This window comes from Streptococcus sp. HMSC072D03, assembly GCF_001812855.1.
In the GTDB taxonomy this organism is placed as follows: Bacteria; Bacillota; Bacilli; order Lactobacillales; family Streptococcaceae; genus Streptococcus; species Streptococcus salivarius_D.
The window spans coordinates 20,787-39,228 of record NZ_KV810634.1 but is presented as its reverse complement, the minus strand read 5'-3'; the positions used below and the strand labels follow the sequence as shown (position 1 = coordinate 39,228).

The 18,442-nt window shown below is 35.9% G+C and carries 23 protein-coding genes and 1 other annotated feature; of the genes, 21 read left to right on the top strand and 2 right to left on the bottom strand.

Annotated features, from left to right (window positions below; translation table 11 throughout):
* From HMPREF2877_RS02545 to HMPREF2877_RS02535, 3 genes are all read left to right on the top strand, one after another.
* Positions 1-333 (top strand): N-acetylmuramoyl-L-alanine amidase family protein (locus tag HMPREF2877_RS02545; RefSeq protein ID WP_141751038.1); only part of this gene is annotated, 333 nt, incomplete at its 5' end.
* Positions 334-412: 79 nt separating this feature from the next.
* Positions 413-1,636, top strand: coding sequence for a peptidase T (pepT, locus tag HMPREF2877_RS02540; RefSeq protein WP_070578536.1), 1,224 nt, complete (start codon positions 413-415; stop codon positions 1,634-1,636).
* A 56-nt stretch (positions 1,637-1,692) separates the two neighbouring features.
* Positions 1,693-2,193, top strand: a complete 501-nt coding sequence (locus tag HMPREF2877_RS02535) for an EbsA family protein (RefSeq protein WP_002884906.1) — start codon at positions 1,693-1,695, stop codon at positions 2,191-2,193.
* On the opposite strand, the gene HMPREF2877_RS10550 is transcribed toward HMPREF2877_RS02535, so the two are convergent.
* Positions 2,177-2,374, bottom strand: coding sequence for a ferredoxin (locus HMPREF2877_RS10550; RefSeq protein WP_004182594.1), 198 nt, complete (start codon positions 2,372-2,374; stop codon positions 2,177-2,179). The genes HMPREF2877_RS02535 and HMPREF2877_RS10550 overlap by 17 nt on opposite strands.
* A gap of 45 nt (positions 2,375-2,419) precedes the next feature.
* Here HMPREF2877_RS10550 and HMPREF2877_RS02530 point away from each other — a divergent pair, with 45 nt between their 5' ends.
* The 7 genes from HMPREF2877_RS02530 to HMPREF2877_RS11175 all read left to right on the top strand — a co-directional run bounded on the left by HMPREF2877_RS02530 (position 2,420) and on the right by HMPREF2877_RS11175 (position 6,229).
* Entirely contained in the window at positions 2,420-3,058 is a 639-nt protein-coding gene (locus HMPREF2877_RS02530; RefSeq protein ID WP_004182593.1) for an SAG1386/EF1546 family surface-associated protein, read from the top strand.
* A gap of 21 nt (positions 3,059-3,079) precedes the next feature.
* A complete protein-coding gene (cmk, locus tag HMPREF2877_RS02525) occupies positions 3,080-3,760 on the top strand; it encodes a (d)CMP kinase (RefSeq protein ID WP_002885119.1) in 681 nt (226 codons plus the stop codon).
* Between the two features lie 23 nt (positions 3,761-3,783).
* Positions 3,784-3,906: a sequence feature (ribosomal protein L20 leader region), on the top strand.
* A 13-nt stretch (positions 3,907-3,919) separates the two neighbouring features.
* Positions 3,920-4,450: a translation initiation factor IF-3 gene (gene infC / locus HMPREF2877_RS02520; RefSeq protein WP_004182592.1), complete on the top strand. Its 531-nt coding sequence runs from the start codon at positions 3,920-3,922 to the stop codon at positions 4,448-4,450.
* A 38-nt stretch (positions 4,451-4,488) separates the two neighbouring features.
* Positions 4,489-4,689, top strand: coding sequence for a 50S ribosomal protein L35 (rpmI, locus tag HMPREF2877_RS02515; protein WP_002885093.1), 201 nt, complete (start codon positions 4,489-4,491; stop codon positions 4,687-4,689).
* A 56-nt stretch (positions 4,690-4,745) separates the two neighbouring features.
* A complete protein-coding gene (gene rplT / locus HMPREF2877_RS02510) occupies positions 4,746-5,105 on the top strand; it encodes a 50S ribosomal protein L20 (protein ID WP_002885090.1) in 360 nt (119 codons plus the stop codon).
* A 43-nt stretch (positions 5,106-5,148) separates the two neighbouring features.
* Entirely contained in the window at positions 5,149-5,622 is a 474-nt protein-coding gene (locus HMPREF2877_RS02505; protein ID WP_045001775.1) for a GNAT family N-acetyltransferase, read from the top strand.
* 85 nt (positions 5,623-5,707) lie between these two features.
* Complete coding sequence (locus HMPREF2877_RS11175) at positions 5,708-6,229, top strand: DUF2798 domain-containing protein (protein ID WP_014633188.1); 522 nt, start codon at positions 5,708-5,710, stop codon at positions 6,227-6,229.
* Between the two features lie 71 nt (positions 6,230-6,300).
* On the opposite strand, the gene HMPREF2877_RS02495 is transcribed toward HMPREF2877_RS11175, so the two are convergent.
* Positions 6,301-6,486 (bottom strand): 4-oxalocrotonate tautomerase, encoded by a 186-nt coding sequence (locus tag HMPREF2877_RS02495; protein ID WP_070578533.1) that lies wholly within the window; start codon positions 6,484-6,486, stop codon positions 6,301-6,303.
* Positions 6,487-6,836: 350 nt separating this feature from the next.
* Here HMPREF2877_RS02495 and pepV point away from each other — a divergent pair, with 350 nt between their 5' ends.
* The 11 genes from pepV to HMPREF2877_RS02440 all read left to right on the top strand — a co-directional run bounded on the left by pepV (position 6,837) and on the right by HMPREF2877_RS02440 (position 18,429).
* Entirely contained in the window at positions 6,837-8,243 is a 1,407-nt protein-coding gene (gene pepV, locus HMPREF2877_RS02490; protein WP_014633187.1) for a dipeptidase PepV, read from the top strand.
* Positions 8,244-8,283: 40 nt separating this feature from the next.
* A complete protein-coding gene (locus tag HMPREF2877_RS02485; protein WP_014633186.1) occupies positions 8,284-8,868 on the top strand; it encodes a uracil-DNA glycosylase family protein in 585 nt (194 codons plus the stop codon).
* Between the two features lie 941 nt (positions 8,869-9,809).
* On the top strand, positions 9,810-11,270 hold the full coding sequence (locus HMPREF2877_RS02480) for an LCP family glycopolymer transferase CpsA (protein ID WP_045001773.1): 1,461 nt from the start codon (positions 9,810-9,812) through the stop codon (positions 11,268-11,270).
* Positions 11,271-12,002: a capsular polysaccharide biosynthesis protein Cps4B gene (gene cps4B, locus HMPREF2877_RS02475; protein ID WP_014633184.1), complete on the top strand. Its 732-nt coding sequence runs from the start codon at positions 11,271-11,273 to the stop codon at positions 12,000-12,002.
* A gap of 8 nt (positions 12,003-12,010) precedes the next feature.
* Positions 12,011-12,703 carry a capsular polysaccharide biosynthesis protein gene (locus tag HMPREF2877_RS02470; protein ID WP_004182585.1) on the top strand — a complete coding sequence of 231 codons (693 nt, stop codon included), beginning with the start codon at positions 12,011-12,013 and terminating at the stop codon, positions 12,701-12,703.
* Between the two features lie 9 nt (positions 12,704-12,712).
* A complete protein-coding gene (locus HMPREF2877_RS02465; protein ID WP_004182584.1) occupies positions 12,713-13,459 on the top strand; it encodes a tyrosine-protein kinase in 747 nt (248 codons plus the stop codon).
* 80 nt (positions 13,460-13,539) lie between these two features.
* The gene (locus HMPREF2877_RS02460; protein WP_014633183.1) at positions 13,540-14,907 is read left to right on the top strand and encodes a sugar transferase; all 1,368 of its coding nucleotides are present in this window, start codon (positions 13,540-13,542) and stop codon (positions 14,905-14,907) included.
* Between the two features lie 5 nt (positions 14,908-14,912).
* Entirely contained in the window at positions 14,913-15,653 is a 741-nt protein-coding gene (locus HMPREF2877_RS02455; RefSeq protein ID WP_045001770.1) for a WecB/TagA/CpsF family glycosyltransferase, read from the top strand.
* Positions 15,653-16,474, top strand: coding sequence for a LicD family protein (locus HMPREF2877_RS02450; protein ID WP_014633181.1), 822 nt, complete (start codon positions 15,653-15,655; stop codon positions 16,472-16,474). Before HMPREF2877_RS02455 ends, HMPREF2877_RS02450 begins: the two co-directional genes overlap by 1 nt.
* A gap of 4 nt (positions 16,475-16,478) precedes the next feature.
* On the top strand, positions 16,479-17,348 hold the full coding sequence (locus HMPREF2877_RS02445; protein ID WP_014633180.1) for a glycosyltransferase: 870 nt from the start codon (positions 16,479-16,481) through the stop codon (positions 17,346-17,348).
* Between the two features lies 1 nt (position 17,349).
* On the top strand, positions 17,350-18,429 hold the full coding sequence (locus HMPREF2877_RS02440; RefSeq protein WP_014633179.1) for a glycosyltransferase: 1,080 nt from the start codon (positions 17,350-17,352) through the stop codon (positions 18,427-18,429).
* Positions 18,430-18,442 lie beyond the last annotated feature (13 nt).

Genomic DNA, 18,442 nt, shown 5'->3' with positions numbered 1-18,442 from the left:
GAGACTTATTATTACCAACCTTATGCAGAATACCCATCACGTATTAATGCGACTTACCATGCTAATCCGACTCGTTTGAGCATGAGTGACACCTTGGCCAATGCCATCCAGTCTAGCCTGATTAATGCGACTGGCGCTCAAAACCAAGGCGTGAAGCGTCAAACCTTTGCGGTCTTGCGTGAGACAACAGCTCCGGCAGTCCTTCTTGAACTAGGTTTCTTGTCAAATCCTCAAGAAGCCGCTCGTTTGAATACCTCTGCTTACCAGGAGACTTTAGCTAACGCAATTGTAGCAGGGATTAAGTCTTACTACGAAAAAGAATCTAAAGTTTAAGTTTTACGTTAACCCATCATAATGATGGGTTTTTATGCTATAATTGAGGTAAATACTAAATACAACAAAAGGAGTGCTTATGGCTTACGATTTACTCTTAGAGCGTTTTTTACGTTACGTCAAAATCAATACACGTAGTGATGAAAATGCAACAAGAACGCCAACAACACAAAGCCAGGTGGATTTTGCCTTGAAGGTTTTAAAACCAGAATTAGAAGAACTGGGTTTAAGTAACATTCATTATTTGGAAAGTAATGGTTACCTAGTGGCAACCCTTCCGGCCAACGATGACAAGTTAACACGTAAGATTGGTTTCATCTCTCATATGGATACTGCTGATTTTAATGCAGAGGGAGTGTCACCACAAGTCATTGACTCTTATGATGGAGGTATCATTCCCCTTGGAAATTCAGGTTATAACCTAGACCCAGCTGATTTTCCAAATCTTAAGAATTATGTCGGTCAGACGCTTATTACGACAGATGGGACTACTCTTCTTGGGGCTGATGATAAGTCAGGTATTGCTGAGATTATGACAGCCTTGGCTTATTTGAAGGCACATCCTGAAATCAAACATTGTGAGATTCGTGTAGGTTTTGGTCCTGATGAAGAAATTGGGATTGGTGCAGATAAATTTGATGTTGATGATTTTGATGTCGATTTTGCCTACACAGTTGACGGTGGACCTTTGGGTGAATTACAGTATGAAACCTTCTCTGCAGCAGGAGCAGAACTTACCTTCCACGGACGCAATGTCCACCCTGGAACAGCAAAAGACCAAATGGTTAATGCCCTGCAGTTGGCAATTGATTTTCATAATCAGTTGCCAGCAGAAGAACGCCCTGAGTTGACAGATGGCTATCAAGGTTTCAACCATCTTCAAACCATGACAGGTACTGTTGAGGAAGCAAAATCTTCTTATATCATCCGTGATTTTGAAACAGAGTCTTTTGAAAATCGTAAAGCAGTCTTCCAAAAAATTGCCGATGAAATGAATAAAGCTTACGGTCAGACACGAGTTGATTTGGTACTTAAAGATCAATACTATAATATGCGTCAGGTGATTGAAAAAGATATGACGCCTGTTGAGTTGGCTAAGGGTATTATGGAGGAATTGGATATTACGCCAGTTATTGAACCTATTCGTGGCGGAACAGATGGCTCAAAAATCTCATTTATGGGTATTCCAACTCCAAACCTTTTTGCTGGTGGCGAAAATATGCATGGTCGATATGAGTTCGTTTCCTTGCAGACAATGGAAAAAGCCGTAGATGTTATTCTTGGAATTGTCAGTAAACCTTAATTGAGCTTGCTAAATACTGATTTTATGGTAAAATTAGAAGTAATGGAGGTGCTGAGATGATTAAAATTTTCGGCAAGTATCGTTACCATTGGCAACCCGAATTATCTTGGCTGATTATCTACTGGTCTTTAGCCATCACGCCAATATTTATTGCGGCGGCCCTTCTATTCGAGTTGTACTCGGTGCCCTCACATATTTTGATGCTCTTTACTATTTTCGTTGCCTTGTTTGGTTTAGGTTTCCATCGATACTTTATTATTGAAGATCATGGGATTCTGCGTATTGTTTCTTTCAATATTTTTAGACCACGCAAAGTGAAAATTAGTGATATTGAAAAAGTCGAAGTGATTAAAACTGGCCTGTGCCTTATTTTTAAAAATGGTAAAAAACGTCAGTTTTATATGAGAAAGTGGCCTAAGAAATATTTCTTAGATGCATTAGCCCTTCACCCTGATTTCAAAGGTGAGGTAGAGTTATTGGATCACATGACAAACTTTGATTACTTTGCCTTTTATGAGGAATCAAAAAAAGCCCTGAAGCTTAAACTTCGCAAATAAGGGCTTTAGTGGGACAAGACTTGACGGCAGTCAAAGTCTCAGGGCTATTTTCAATAATTTGATTGAGTTGGTCGCTGTCTTTGAACCTAACAATACCTTCGTCATCATAATCAAAGACGGGAGAGTAGGTTTGGCACAAACCACAAGCGATACATTTTTCTGGAATTAATGATACTTTCATAGTATTATTTTAAAATAGATTTATTGTTTTTACAAGGAGAATATCATGAGTAAAAAACCATGGGAAGATAAGGTTTCTGACGAAGAGTTGGAAGAAGTAGTTGACGCTGATTTTCTAGATGATGAAGATGAGTTTGAGGATTATGAAGAAGAGGATGTCACTCCTTCAGATGAAAAACGCGAAAAAGGTGGCGGCTTCATTAATTCATCATTTTTGACTGTCTTGCTTGGATTATTCTTTGTTATTGTTGTATGTATTTTGTTCTTTGTTTTCTATACTTCAAATGTCGGTGGAAACAAAACTGCGGAATCTAAGGAATCATCTGGATTCTACTCATCTTCAACTAGCAAAGTTGTTAAATCTTCATCTAGCAAGAAAGACTCAAACAAAGATGAGGAAAGTGAGAAATCTACTACAGAAAAATCTTCAAAAGAGAAATCATCTTCAACTAAAGCATCAAGCTCTTCTAAACATGTAGAAAAAGAAGATGCAACTGAGTCAGCACCATCAAGTGCTACGGCAGCAGCAGATGGTTCATCAATTGTTGTTCAATCTGGTGAAGGTGCTGGTTCTATCGCTGCACGTGCAGGTATCTCTGTAGATGAGTTGGAACGTCTTAACCCTGATCACATGACAAGTGGTTACTGGTATGCTAACCCAGGTGACGTCGTTAACGTTCAATAATTTTAAAAGCAAAGGAACATCATGAAAGATATTAGAATTGCTATTGATGGTCCTGCGTCAAGTGGAAAAAGTACAGTAGCCAAGATTATTGCAAAAAATCTTGGCTATACTTATCTTGACACAGGTGCTATGTACCGATCTGCAACTTATTTGGCCTTGCAGAATGGTTTGACTGAGGAAAATGTACCAGAAATTTTGGAGCAACTATCTCAACATCCGATTTCATTCGGAAAAGCAGCAGATGGTAGTCAGCAAGTTTATGTAGGTGATGTTGATATTACACACCCCATTCGTGATAACCAAGTCACAAATAATGTTTCTTGGGTAGCAGCCATTCCTGAAGTGCGCCAAGAACTGGTTGCACAACAACAACGTATTGCTCAAGATGGTGCTATTATCATGGATGGACGTGATATTGGTACTGTGGTTTTGCCTGATGCAGAACTCAAAATCTTCTTGATTGCTTCAGTTGATGAACGTGCGGAACGCCGTTATAAGGAAAATATCGAAAAAGGTATTCCCGCTGACCTTGAGACTCTAAAAAAAGAAATTGCTGAACGTGACTATAAAGATAGTCATCGTAAAGTTTCACCTCTTAAACCAGCGGAAGATGCCATCACTTTTGACACTACAGGTGTATCTATTGATGGTGTTGTGGAATTTATTCAAGAAAAAGCAAAAAAAATTATTGACAAAGGATGACTCACTTGTTATACTATTAACAATGAGAAAAGCAGAAGTGAGAACTTCTCGCCTTGCGACTTAGGTTGTCTGGCCCAACATGTCAAATCCCTATAGGGATATTATGTGTGCGGGCTTGTATATCAAGTCCGCTTTGTTTTTCTCTAAAAAAATAAAGAGGTGAAGATCATAGCTAAGAAAGATCTATTCATTAACGATGAAATTCGCGTTCGCGAAGTTCGTCTTGTTGGTCTTGATGGTGAACAATTGGGAATTAAACCATTGTCAGAAGCGCAAGCTATTGCAGATGATGCAAATGTTGACTTGGTTCTCATCCAACCACAAGCTACGCCACCTGTTGCGAAGATTATGGACTATGGTAAGTTCAAATTTGAGTATCAAAAGAAACAAAAAGAACAACGTAAGAGACAAAGCGTTGTTACCGTTAAGGAAGTTCGTTTGAGTCCAGTTATTGATAAAGGTGACTTTGAAACTAAACTTCGTAACGGTCGTAAGTTCCTTGAAAAAGGAAACAAGGTTAAAGTTTCTATCCGATTCAAAGGTCGTATGATTACTCACAAAGAAATCGGAGCTAAGGTCTTGGCGGAATTTGCTGAAAAAACGCAAGATATTGCGATTATTGAGCAAAGAGCGAAGATGGATGGACGTCAAATGTTCATGCAACTTGCACCAATTCCTGACAAAAAATAATTGTCAAACTAACACTATTTTAAGAGGAGAATTTTAAAATGCCAAAACAAAAAACACACCGCGCATCAGCTAAACGTTTCAAACGTACAGGTTCAGGTGGATTGAAACGCTTCCGTGCCTTCACATCTCACCGTTTCCACGGTAAAACTAAAAAACAACGTCGTCACCTTCGTAAAGCGTCAATGGTACATTCAGGTGACTTTAAACGTATCAAATCAATGCTTTCACAAATGCGTTAATCCGCTAAAAGCATTACAAATTAACTAAACTAGAATTAATTCGGAGGAATATATAAATGGCTCGTGTTAAAGGTGGCGTTGTATCACGCAAACGCCGTAAACGTGTATTGAAACTTGCTAAAGGTTACTATGGTGCAAAACACATCTTGTTCCGTACTGCAAAAGAACAAGTAATGAACTCTTACTACTATGCATACCGTGACCGTCGTCAAAAGAAACGTGATTTCCGTAAACTTTGGATTACACGTATCAATGCAGCAGCTCGTTTGAACGGTTTGTCATACTCACAATTGATGCACGGTTTGAAATTGGCTGAAATCGAAGTTAACCGTAAAATGCTTGCTGATTTGGCAGTTAACGATGCAGCAGCTTTCACAGCTCTTGCAGATGCAGCTAAAGCAAAACTTGGTAAATAAGAATTAAGATGGGTTTTACCCATCTTTTTTTATGGAGGTAATTATGATTCGTTTAGCAAGAGCAGAAGATATTCCAAGATTACAGGAGCTATTGGGGCAGATTCTTCTAGTGCATCATCATGCACGCCCTGATGTTTTTAAGTCAGAAGGCAGTAAATTTACAGATGAAGACTTAGAAGCAGTGATTAATGATCCAAATAAACCTATTTTTGTATATGAGGATGAAGAAGGCCGTATCTTAGGCCATCTGTTCTTAATGATTAAAGAGGTATCTGATAATAATGGTCCACTAAAGGCTGTTAAGACTCTTTTTATTGATGATTTATGCGTTGATAAGGAGGCTCGAGGTCAAAAATTAGGGGAGAAGCTTTATCAATTTGCCTTGGACTATGCTAAGGAGTTAGGTTGTTATAATCTGACACTTCACGTATGGAATGATAATGAGGGAGCTGTACGTTTTTACGAACGTTTAGGTATGAAACCGAGATATACAGAGATGGAAACTATCCTAAAATAATACGTTTTCATGAGAGAAATTTAACTTACGAGGAATAAAAAAATTTGATATGCTGAAAGAGAACTTTTAGAAATGGAGAATTTTAATGCCTCGTAATTTTAAGGAAGCTTTGCTTTTTACGATTTTAATGTGTGGAATGATGGTCTGTGGGATGAGTCTCTGGAATCTTCTCATCCTTGATTGGACTGGAGTTGTTCCCTTTGCTTGGGGTCACTTTTTCCAAGGTTATCTTCCTGGATTTGTAGTTGCTTTCTTACTGGATATGCTTTTGGTGGGACCACTAGCCAAGACAATTGCATTTGCAATTTTACATAAAGTAAAAGCCCATGATAAACGATGGGCGAAGATTTTAGCGATTTCTGGAACCATGGCTCTATTCATGGTAACCTTTATGTCGCTCTATGGCTTAGTGTACAACGGTCAGTCGGTGACGCTCTCATCCTATGGCCGTGCTTGGTTGACAAATGTTATCATGGCCTTACCACTTAATTTTCTAGTAGTTGGTCCAATCTCACGCTTTATCTTGGGAAAACTGCAAAAACCATTGCCTGGTGAAGAAGTCGTAGAGAATTTTGAAGACGATGACGAATTACCAACTATAATCTAAGTATAGAACTGGAGAGGAACTCCAGTTTTTTTATATTAAAAGCAGCCACGGATGTGACTGCTTAATGATGACTAGTTTTTCTTTTTCATTTCACCATGTGGGTAGTAAGTTCCCTCTGGCATATCGTTAATGAAAACATGAATAGCTTCTTTAGGTGCTTTTGCAACACGTAATACAACCTCAGTAACTTCGCGAGCAAGTTCGATTTTTTGTTCTTCAGTGCGACCTTCAAAGAGATCAATTTTTACAAATGGCATAATGCATCTCCTTAGTTTTGATAGTCCTATTATAGCATTAATTAAGAGAATATTCTAAAGTTTATGGAAATTCTTGAAATGATATTATCGTAATGCTACAATGCGAGTGATTTCAATAGTAAGGCTTAAAGTAAAAAGAGGCAGGTAGCTAAGAGAAAGCGTTCCTAGTTGAAAGCAATAGTATTACTTTTGATTCGATCATTACTGATTTAAGAAATGTTTCACATGCTTTTCAAAATGGTAAGGCGTCTTGTGATGATGGGTAAGTGATTGTATTTTCTTTATAAAGGATGAAAACTCTTACTAAAAATGGTAAAATAATGCTAACTAGAGACAGTAAGGAGTAAATTATGACAATTGATTTTCGTGCCGAAGTTGATAAGCGCAAAGATGCTTTGATGGAGGACCTTTTTGGTCTTTTGCGTATTAACTCAGAACGTGATGACAGTAAGGTTGATGATAAGCACCCATTTGGTCCTGGACCGGTAAAAGCTTTGGAACATTTTCTTGCTTTAGCAGAACGTGATGGCTATAAAACTCGTAATATTGATAATTATGCTGGTGACTTTGAATTTGGTCAAGGTGATGAAGTTTTGGGTATCTTTGCCCACTTGGATGTAGTTCCAGCTGGTAGCGGTTGGGATACAGATCCTTACGAACCTGTAATCAAAGATGGCAAACTTTATGCCCGTGGGTCATCAGATGATAAAGGCCCAACAATGGCTTGTTACTATGCCTTGAAAATTATTAAAGAACTCGAGCTTCCAGTATCTAAGCGTGTGCGATTCATTGTTGGTACTGATGAAGAATCTGGTTGGGGCGATATGGAATATTACTTCGCTCATAATGGATTGAAAGATCCTGATTTTGGTTTTTCACCTGATGCAGAATTCCCAATTATTAATGGTGAAAAAGGTAATATTACAGCCTATCTTCATTTTGAAGGTCAAAATGATGGAGACTTTAGTCTTGTGTCCTTTATTGGTGGTTTGCGTGAAAATATGGTTCCTGAATCAGCAAGTGCAGATTTTACTGGACCTATCACTTTGAAAGAACTTGAGGACAAATTAGCAGACTTTGTTGCGGAACAAGAAGTAACTGGTCAAGTGACCGAAGAAGCAGGTGTTTTCCATGTGACTATTCATGGGAAATCAGCTCATGGTATGATGCCTCAAAATGGTATTAATGGGGCAACCTACTTGGCACTCTTCCTTAGTCAATTTGATTTCCAAGGCAATGCTAAAACGTATTTGGATATAATTGCTGAAACACTTCATAAAGATTTCTTTGCTGAAAAGACAGGTCTTGCATTTACAGATCCTAAGATGGGTGAATTGACCATGAATGCAGGTGTATTTAACTTCTCTAAGGAATCAGAAGATAATACGATTGCTCTGAATTTCCGCTATCCTCAAGGGGTTGATACGGACGCTATTAAGGCTAATCTTGAAAAACTCGAAGGTCCTAAGGCGGTTAGTCTCTCAGAACATGGTCATGTGCCACACTATGTACCAGTTGATGATCCTATGGTGGAGACTCTTCTTTCAGTCTATGAGAAACAAACAGGCCTTAAAGGTCATGAACAAATTATTGGTGGCGGAACATTTGGACGTCTCCTCAAACGTGGTGTTGCCTATGGAGCTATGTTCCCTGGTTATGTCAACACGATGCACCAAGCAAATGAGTTTACTGAGGTCGAAGACTTGTACCGTGCAGCTGCCATTTATGCAGAAGCTATCTATGAGTTAATCAAGTAAAAAAGAGAGACAGTTTTGTCTCTTTTTTGAGGAGGAAAATATGGAAACACTTGAAGAATTAACACAAGCAATCATGTCCGATGAACAAAATAAAGTTTTTACGGAACAAGGTATAAAACCCTTGTTCACCATTCCAAAAACGGCACGAATTAATATCGTAGGACAAGCTCCTGGTATTCGTGCCCAAGAGTCCGGCCTTTACTGGAATGATCCTAGCGGTGATAATCTCAGGGATTGGATGGGTGTTTCACGCGAAGAATTTTATGAATCTGGCATGTTTGCTATTGTGCCAATGGATTTTTACTTCCCAGGCCATGGGAAATCAGGTGATTTACCTCCTCGCAAAGGATTTGCAGACAAGTGGCATGAGAAAGTTCTTGCTTTAGCTCCTGATATTCAATTGACGATTTTAGTAGGTAACTATGCACAGCGTTACTATTTGCATCAAAAATCGTCGGCAAAATTAACGGATACAGTTAAGCATTATAAAGATTACCTTCCAGAGTTTTTTCCTCTCGTTCATCCCTCTCCTCGGAATAATATATGGCAAGCCAAAAATCCATGGTTTATGGAAGAAGTAGTTCCAGATTTGAAGAATTTAGTTAAAGATATTTTGATTAAATGATTTTTTTAGTCATTGATTCAGGGAGTGCCAAGTAAGCTTTATTCTGTCATCAAACTGAATATCCTAAACGTGTTCAAAATTGGATAGAAACTTTAAGGCTTTTAGTTAATCAGAATAAGGACAAATATTGTTTTCTAATATTTATCTTATTATACAATTTTCAGTTTATGTTGTTCTGAAGGTGTAAAACGAATACTATACAGTTATGCATTGAAGCTTATACTGCAATGATAAGAAAATCTAAACGAGTTACAGTATAGATGTTTGAGCCAATTGAAAAACTAAAGTAGTTAAGACCATGGTATAAAAAGCTAATTGTTGACTAGGTATAGAATCCTATGCTTGTTCAGTCAGCTAACTCATGATAGAGAAGATTGTCCTTCTTATAATTAAGGTGAACAATATAAATTTTTGGTCCATAGTAGGGAGGACTTTGCTAGCTTGTACAAAAAATGGATGGACAAGAAATTTAGTCAGAAAATATCTTACAATCAACCTCTTGTTCTATTGTTCAATAGTAGTGGGAGGTTTTTTATTATGGGAGAAGTTATGATTGAAAAATATTGTGTTATTGATTTTCACCGATAATCTATTAATCGTTGCATTATAGATGTTCACATATATACGAATAAACCTCGAAAAAGTTTGAAATGATGACCCTAGTTATAAAAAAAGGGGCCTTATCTTGGATTTTAGAAAGTCAAGTTTCGCGAGCTTTTTTGATGGAAAAATTATAACAATTAACTGACAATTCAAAATTAAATTTTAAAAATGTGAAAAAAAGCTTATAAAATAACAAAAAAAGTTAGATAATAAAAGCTCAATACCCTCATTGAATACGGTTTCTTCTTTTTTAAAAAGAATGACAATTGAAATAAAGTTATAGTAATGTTATAATTACTGTGGGAAATATCTAATTTTAATATTTAGGAGCATTTTATATGAGTTCGCGTACGAATCGTAAGCAGAAACGAACGGGTAAAAAAATGTGGGGAATGGTTAACATCGGGTTGACTATTCTGTATACTGTTTTAGTAGCATTTTTGTTATTCATTATGTTCAATTATAATTTCCTATCATTTAGGTTTTTGAACATTATTATCACTATTGGTTTATTGGTAGTTCTTGCCATTAGCATCTTCCTTCAGAAAGCTAAAAAATCAACGCTAGTAACTACTATTATTTTAGTAGTTTTTTCACTTATTTCTTTGGTCGGTGTCTTTGGTTTTAAACAAATGATTGATATCACTAACCGTATGAATCAAACGGCAGCATTTTCAGAAGTTGAAATGAGCATTGTTGTTCCTAAGGATAGTGACATCAAAGATGTGAATCAGCTTACTACCGTACAGGCACCTACTAAGGTTGATAAGAACAATGTCGACACCTTGATGTCTGCTCTAAAGAAAGACAAAAAGGTTGATGTTAAAGTTGATGATGTTGCTTCATATCAAGAAGCATATGACAATCTTAAGTCTGGCAAATCTAAAGCTATGGTCTTGAGTGGCTCTTATGCTAGCCTACTAGAGTCTGTCGATAGTAACTATTCTTCAAATCTAAAAACAATCTATACTTATAAAATTAAAAAGAAGAATAACAATTCTGCAAAACAAGTAGATTCAAAAGTCTTCAATATTTATATTAGTGGTATTGATACCTACGGTTCAATTTCAACAGTGTCACGTTCAGATGTCAATATCATTATGACCGTTAACATGAACACACATAAGATTCTCTTGACGACTACTCCACGTGATGCATACGTTAAGATTCCTGATGGAGGGGCAGACCAGTATGATAAATTAACCCACGCAGGTATTTATGGCGTTGAAACATCTGAAAAAACTCTGGAAAATCTTTATGGCATTAAGATTGATTACTATGCACGTATTAACTTCACATCTTTCCTTAAGTTGATTGACCAACTTGGTGGTGTGACAGTTCATAATGATCAAGCCTTCACGAGTCTTCACGGGAAGTTTGATTTCCCAGTTGGAGATATCCAAATGAATTCTGAACAAGCCCTTGGCTTTGTTCGTGAGCGTTATAGTTTGGATGGAGGAGACAATGACCGTGGTAAGAACCAAGAGAAAGTGATTTCTGCGATTGTAAACAAGTTAGCTTCACTAAAATCAGTATCAAACTTTACTTCAATTGTTAACAATCTTCAAGACTCTGTTCAAACGAATATGTCTTTAGATACCATTAATGCTTTGGCCAATACACAACTTGATTCAGGTTCTAAATTTACGGTGACTTCTCAAGCAGTAACAGGTACAGGTTCAACTGGACAATTGACCTCTTATGCTATGCCAAATTCTAGTCTCTACATGATGAAACTGGATGATTCTAGTGTGGAAAGTGCCTCTCAAGCTATCAAAAATTTGATGGAGGAAAAATAAGTGATTGACGTTCACTCACATATTGTTTTTGATGTTGATGATGGTCCTAAAACTTTAGAAGAAAGTCTTGACCTCATTGGCGAAAGCTATGCACAAGGAGTGCGTGCGATTGTTTCAACATCCCATCGTCGAAAGGGAATGTTTGAAACTCCAGAGGATAAAATCTTTGCAAACTTTTCTAAGGTAAAAGAAGAAGCAGAAGCACTTTATCCAGACTTAACTATTTATTATGGTGGTGAACTTTATTACACCTCAGACATTGTGGAGAAACTTGAAAAGAATCTCATTCCACGCATGCACAATACTCAATTTGCTTTGATTGAGTTTAGTGCTCGCACCTCTTGGAAAGAAATTCATAGTGGGCTTAGTAATGTTTTACGAGCAGGTGTGACACCAATTGTTGCTCATATTGAGCGCTATGATGCCCTCGAAGAAAATTCTGATCGTGTTCGAGAAATCATCAATATGGGCTGCTATACTCAAGTCAATAGCTCACATGTCCTCAAACCAAAGCTCTTTGGCGATAAAGATAAAGTAAGAAAGAAACGTGTCCGTTATTTCTTGGAAAAAAATTTGGTTCATATGGTTGCTAGTGACATGCATAATCTTGGGCCGAGACCACCATTTATGAAAGATGCTTATGAAATTGTTAAAAAGAACTACGGCCCCAAACGTGCTAAGAATCTTTTTATTGAAAATCCCAAAACATTACTAGAAAATCAATATTTATAGGAGATATTATGAATCAAGATAACACTAAAAGTGTTGAAATCGACGTACTAGCATTGCTACATAAACTTTGGACGAAGAAGCTTTTGATTCTTTTCACAGCTTTTTATTTCGCTGCTTTCAGTTTCTTAGGTACTTATTTCTTTATCCAACCAACATATACATCAACAACGCGTATCTATGTTGTTAATCAGGCAACAGATAATAAGAATCTTTCTGCTCAAGATTTGCAAGCTGGTACCTATTTGGTAAATGACTATAAAGAGATTATTACATCAAATGATGTATTATCAGAAGTTATTAAAGATGAAAAGTTGAATTTGAGTGAGGCAGAACTGTCTAAAATGGTTTCAGTTAATATCCCTACAGATACTCGTCTTATTTCAATCTCAGTAAAAGCCAAAACTGGTCAAGATGCTCAAGTGCTTGCTAATAAAGTACGTGAGGTAGCGTCTAAAAAAATTAAAACTGTAACTAAAGTTGAAGATGTCACAACACTTGAAGAGGCTAAGTTGCCATCTTCACCATCTTCACCAAATATTAAACGGAACGTGTTACTTGGTGCTATTCTGGGTGGTTTTGTAGCAATTGTGGCTGTGTTAGTTCGTGAAGTTTTAGATGATCGTATTCGTCGCCCTGAAGATGTTGAAGACGTGCTTGAAATGACACTTCTTGGAATTGTTCCTGATACAGATAAAATTTAAGGAGAAGAAATGCCTTTATTAAAGTTAGTTAAATCAAAAGCAGACTTTGCTAAAAAGACGGAAGAGTATTATAACGCTATTCGTACAAATATCCAGTTTTCTGGTGCAAATTTTAAAGTGATTGCAGTAAGCTCTGTTCAACCTGGTGAAGGAAAATCAACAACATCTGTTAATTTAGCAATTTCCTTTGCTAGTGTTGGTCTTAGGACACTTCTTATCGATGCGGATACGCGTAATTCTGTATTGTCAGGAACATTTAAGTCAAATGAACCTTATAAGGGGTTGTCTAACTTCTTATCTGGGAATGCTTCATTAGGCGAAGTGATTTGTGAAACTGATGTTCCCGGACTTCATGTTCTTTCGTCAGGTCCAGTGCCACCAAATCCAACAAGTCTGTTACAAAATGATAATTTTGTACAATTATTAGAGATTGTTCGTGCTCAATATGATTACGTTATCATTGACACGCCACCAATTGGTTTGGTGATTGATGCTGTTATTATTGCACACCAAGCAGATGCTAGTCTACTGGTTACAGCAGCTGGAAGAATTAAGCGTCGTTTTGTTACTAAGGCTGTAGAACAATTGCAACAAAGTGGCTCTGAGTTTCTTGGTGTTGTTTTGAATAAGGTGGATTTAGCGATTGATAAGTACGGCTCATACGGATCTTATGGCTCATACGGGTCTTATGGAGAGTATGGAGGCGATAAACATACTGAAAACAAGTCGAGAAAACATCGTCGAAAGAGAGGATAGAACTGTAAAAGTTGAAAGGGGGAAGGCAACTTTTTCATAACTTCCAAGTAAATTATTAAAAGGAAGAGAAGGAGTTTAAGGTGAAAGAAAAACAAGATATACGTCGTTTTGAGATTGGTATGGTCCAGTTGATAGTAGTTGCTTTTGTTGCATGGGGAGTCAGTAAAATTCCTTATTCAGAGATTGGCAAAAGTAGTATAGTACTATTAGCTGTAATTCATATGTTGACATATTATTTAAGTAACTACCATAATAATCTCAAGTATAGAGGATATTTACAAGAATTTGTGGCAACATTTAAATATAGTTTGTTATTTGTATTGATTGCTACGTTTATATCCTTTTTTTCAGACGGTGGTTTTTCTATATCTCGCCGAGGTCTCCTCTTTTTTGTTGTTCTAAATGCTTTGTTTCTCTATATAACAAATACGTGTTTAAAAATTTTTAGATCTTCAATTTATACGCGTCGTAAAGCTAATAAAAATATTCTTTTAATTACTGACAGAGCTAGATTGGATACTGTCTTGAGTCGGATGAGAGATAATATGGATGGTAAAATCACAGCAGTTTGTGTCCTAGATGATCCAAATTTTTCAGATCCTATTTTAAAAACTTTATCCAAGGAAAATCTTACTGAATATGCGACTCATTCAGTGGTAGATGAGGTGTTTGTTAATCTCCCAAGTGAGAAGTATAAGATATGGGATTTTATCTCTTCGTTTGAATTAATGGGTATCCCTGTATCTATCAATATTAATGTGATCGAGTTTTTGAGTGAGAGTGAAAAACGATTACAACAACTAGGGCCTTTTAATGTTATTACATTCTCTGCTCAATTCTATAGTTATGTTGACGTACTTGCAAAACGTTTGCTCGACATTGTAGGATCTTTAGTTGGCCTTGTAATTTGTGGGGTTGCAGGAGTATTTCTTTACCCTCTTATTCGAAAAGACGGAGGACCAGCTATCTTTGTACAGAATCGTGTTGGACAGAATGGACGTATTTTTAGATTTTATAAATTCCGCTCAATGCGTGTTGATGCTGAGGAAATTAAAAAGCAATTGATGGATAAAAATCAAATGAAGGGGGGGATGTTTAAAATAGACAATGACCCCCGTATTACAAAAATTGGGCATTTTATTCGGAGAACTAGCTTAGATGAACTTCCACAATTTTGGAATGTATTAAAAGGGGATATGAGCTTGGTTGGGACACGTCCTCCAACAGTTGATGAGTATGAAAAATATACACCTGAACAGAAACGTCGTTTAAGTTTTAAACCTGGTATCACAGGTCTTTGGCAAGTAAGTGGACGAAGTGAAATCACTGACTTTGATGAGGTTGTTAAACTGGATGTTGCTTATATGGATGGGTGGACAATCTGGCGAGATATTCAAATCTTACTGAAAACGATTAAAGTTGTAGTAATGAAAGATGGAGCAAAATAAATAGTATGAAAAACAGAATTCAATTACTTGGCATTAATATTGATCCATTAACAATGAATGAAACGATTAGTGTTGTGGAACAATTTGTTTCAGATAAGAGGCCCCTTCACTTAATGGGAGTGAATGCTGATAAAATAAACCAGTGTCACTCTGATGACGAGATAAAGAGGATTGTCAACGAGTCTGAGGTTATCAATGCAGATGGAGCTTCTGTTGTAATCGCTGCTCGCTATTTAGGATACTCAGTACCTGAGCGTGTAGCTGGGATTGATTTGATGCAAGAACTGCTTGTTCTAGCCAATAAAAAAGGTTACTCTGTCTACTTCTTTGGAGCAAAAGAAGAAGTCTTAACCGATATGTTGGCCATTTTTAAAAAGGATTATCCGAATTTACAGGTAGTTGGCCATCGAAATGGTTATTTTTCTGCTGAAGAGGAAGAAATTATTCAAGAAGATATTCGAAAAAAAAATCCAGATTTTGTCTTTGTCGGCATTACTTCTCCTAAAAAGGAGTACTTGATCCAGAAGTTTATGGATAATGGAGTAAACTCTGTGTTTATGGGAGTTGGAGGAAGTTTTGATGTCCTATCAGGTCATATCAAGCGCGCGCCAATGTGGATGCAGAAAGCAAATTTAGAGTGGTTGTTTCGTGTGGCCAATGAACCCAAACGGCTCTTTAAGCGTTATTTTGTGGGAAATGTTAGTTTTATTTATAAAGTTGTAAAAGAGAAAAAGCGGGTGAAATAATGGGACAGTTTGAAGTCTTAAAAAAAATTCAAGAAATTGAGCTGGATGCTTTAAAAGAATTCAACAAGATTTGTAAAGAAAATAATCTAATGTTCTTCTTGAGAGGCGGAAGTGTGATGGGAGCAGTTAAATACCAAGGGTTTATCCCTTGGGATGATGATGTGGATATTGCCGTTCCCAGAGAAGATTATGATCAGCTACCACAAATTTTTGAAAATAAAATAATTGCAGGTAAGTATCAGGTTCTTTGTCATCAGTATTGTGAAGAATTACACTGTTATTTTCCACGTCTTTTTCTACTTGAAGATGAGAGAATAAAATTGGGACTACCCAGGAATACAAATCTTGGCTTGCATCTTATTGATATCATACCTCTTGATGGCGCTCCTAACAATAGTTTAGTCAGAAAGGTGTATTACCTTAAAGTGTATTGGTACCGTTTTTTAGCTAGTTTGGGAACAACTTATAAAGGCGATCATATTGATATGCATTCTAAAAAGCAGAAATTGCTGATTGGATTATTTAAAAAATTAGGTTTTGCAAAACTGTTTCCTCAAAATTCAGTATACAACCGACTGGATAGGTTGTATAAGCGATATGATTGGAAGAAACAACATTATGCTGGTACAGTAAATGCTTCTTTATTCACTAAAGAAGTGATGCCTTCCTATATTTGGGGAAAAGGTGTTTTTTTGAGATTTGAAGACACAGAGTATAGAGTTCCGTCTGATTATGATAGTTATCTGAAGAGGTTGTATGGTGAAAACTATTATTACGAAGAACCTGCTGAAGAAGATAGAAAGTCGCATATAGGAGGGTAAGAATTTGTTTTGTTATATTATTTTACATTACAAGGTTTGTGATGAGACGGTTTCTTGTGTGAAATCTATACAGGAAAGTAATTGCAATCAGAAAAAAATAATCATCATTGATAATTTCTCAAATAACGGAACAGGTGAACAGTTACAGGAATTTTATAAAGATGATGAAGAAATTGATGTGTTAATAAATGATAAAAATTTAGGATTTGCTAGAGGAAATAATGTCGCTTATCAATATTCTAAATTCAAATATAAACCGGATTTTATTGTCATTATGAACAATGATGTAGAAATAGAAACTAACAATTTTGAGGAGAAAGTTAGTGAAATATATGAGCGAGAAAAATTTCATTTACTCGGTCCTGATATTTATTCAACGACTTATCATCTTCATCAGAATCCAAAACGATGTTCGCATTATACTTATGATGAAGTCAAGAAACTGAATCAAAAATTTAAAAAAGAAAGTCAGATTAGTCTTTCTTTGAAAATAAAGTGTTGGCTTAAAGCAAGTAAAAAATTACGAACACTTATCTATCAGAAAAGAAGAAACTCAGAAACCAATTATAAGAAAACCGTCGTAAATCCAATTTTACATGGCTCTTTTATCGTATACTCTAAAGATTATATAAAAAATGAGGAGTTTGCTTTTAATCCAAATACGTTTTTCTATTTTGAAACAGAAATTCTGGACTATGAATGTGAAAAAAAAGGATACAAGCGTTTATATACACCAGAGATTAAAGTTCTCCATCATCAAAATGTTGCGACAAATCAGGTATATTCAAATTTGGTAGAAAAAACCATCTTTTCAAACAAGTGTAATTTTGAATCTACTAGTTATTTCTTAGAATTGATGGGGAAGGAAAAATAACATGAAAAAAATACTTTATGTAATGAACGTTGAGTGGAATTGGATAAAACAACGACCTCACTTTATTGCAGAAGGATTGTCTAAGAATCACCATGTGGAAGTTCTTTATCGGTATTGGTATAATAGAAAAGGTCTTACTCTAAATAGGAATGAAAATAGTGTGAAGCTTTCTCGAATTTATAGTATCCCCTTTGTAACTAGATTTGCAAAACTTAAGGCAGTAAATGATTGGATTGTTTCCCGAAAGATAAAAAAAGTAGCTAGAAAGTTTGATCCAGATATTGTTTATTTAACACATCCTAATCAATTTGAGAAATTTGATAATAACTATAAAGGAAAGGTCATTTATGACTGTATGGATTATCATACTGCTTTCATTACTGAAAATAACGAGCAGCAACGAATCAAGAAACTTGAAACTAAATTAATTGCTAGGGCAGATCTAATTTTAGTATCTAGTGAAAGATTACTATCAAATCTGTTGAAAGATTATCAAGAGGTACTAGATGAGTCTAAAATTGAAGTTGTTAGAAACGGCTATAATGGAGATGTATTGGATGTTTCGGCTGAAAAAAGAAAAGCAAAAAAATATGTTTTAGCTTATGTTGGTACAATAAGTCATTGGTTTGATTTCGATATTTTGTTGAAAAGTTTAAAAGATTTTAAGAATATTGAATATCGTTTGATAGGACCAGTAAGTGGAGTTACAATTCCCGAAAATGAAAGAATAAAGTATGTTGGTAGTGTAGATCACAAAGATATCTATTCTAATATCAAAGATGCTGATGCGTTGATTATGCCATTTAAATTAAATGATATTGTGGAAGCAGTTGATCCCGTAAAATTGTATGAGTACATAAACTTTAATAAGGATATCTTGACGATAAGTTATAAGGAGATAGAAAGATTTAGTAAATTTACTTATTCTTACGATGGTTATGACGAATTTAAGAGTCAGCTTGAAATATTAATGCAATCAAAAGAAATTAAATACAATGAAAAGATGAGAGAAGATTTCTTGAATTGTAATAGTTGGGAAAATCGAATTTCAAGAATAGAAGCATTGATTGAAAAATTATAATCTGTATTTAACA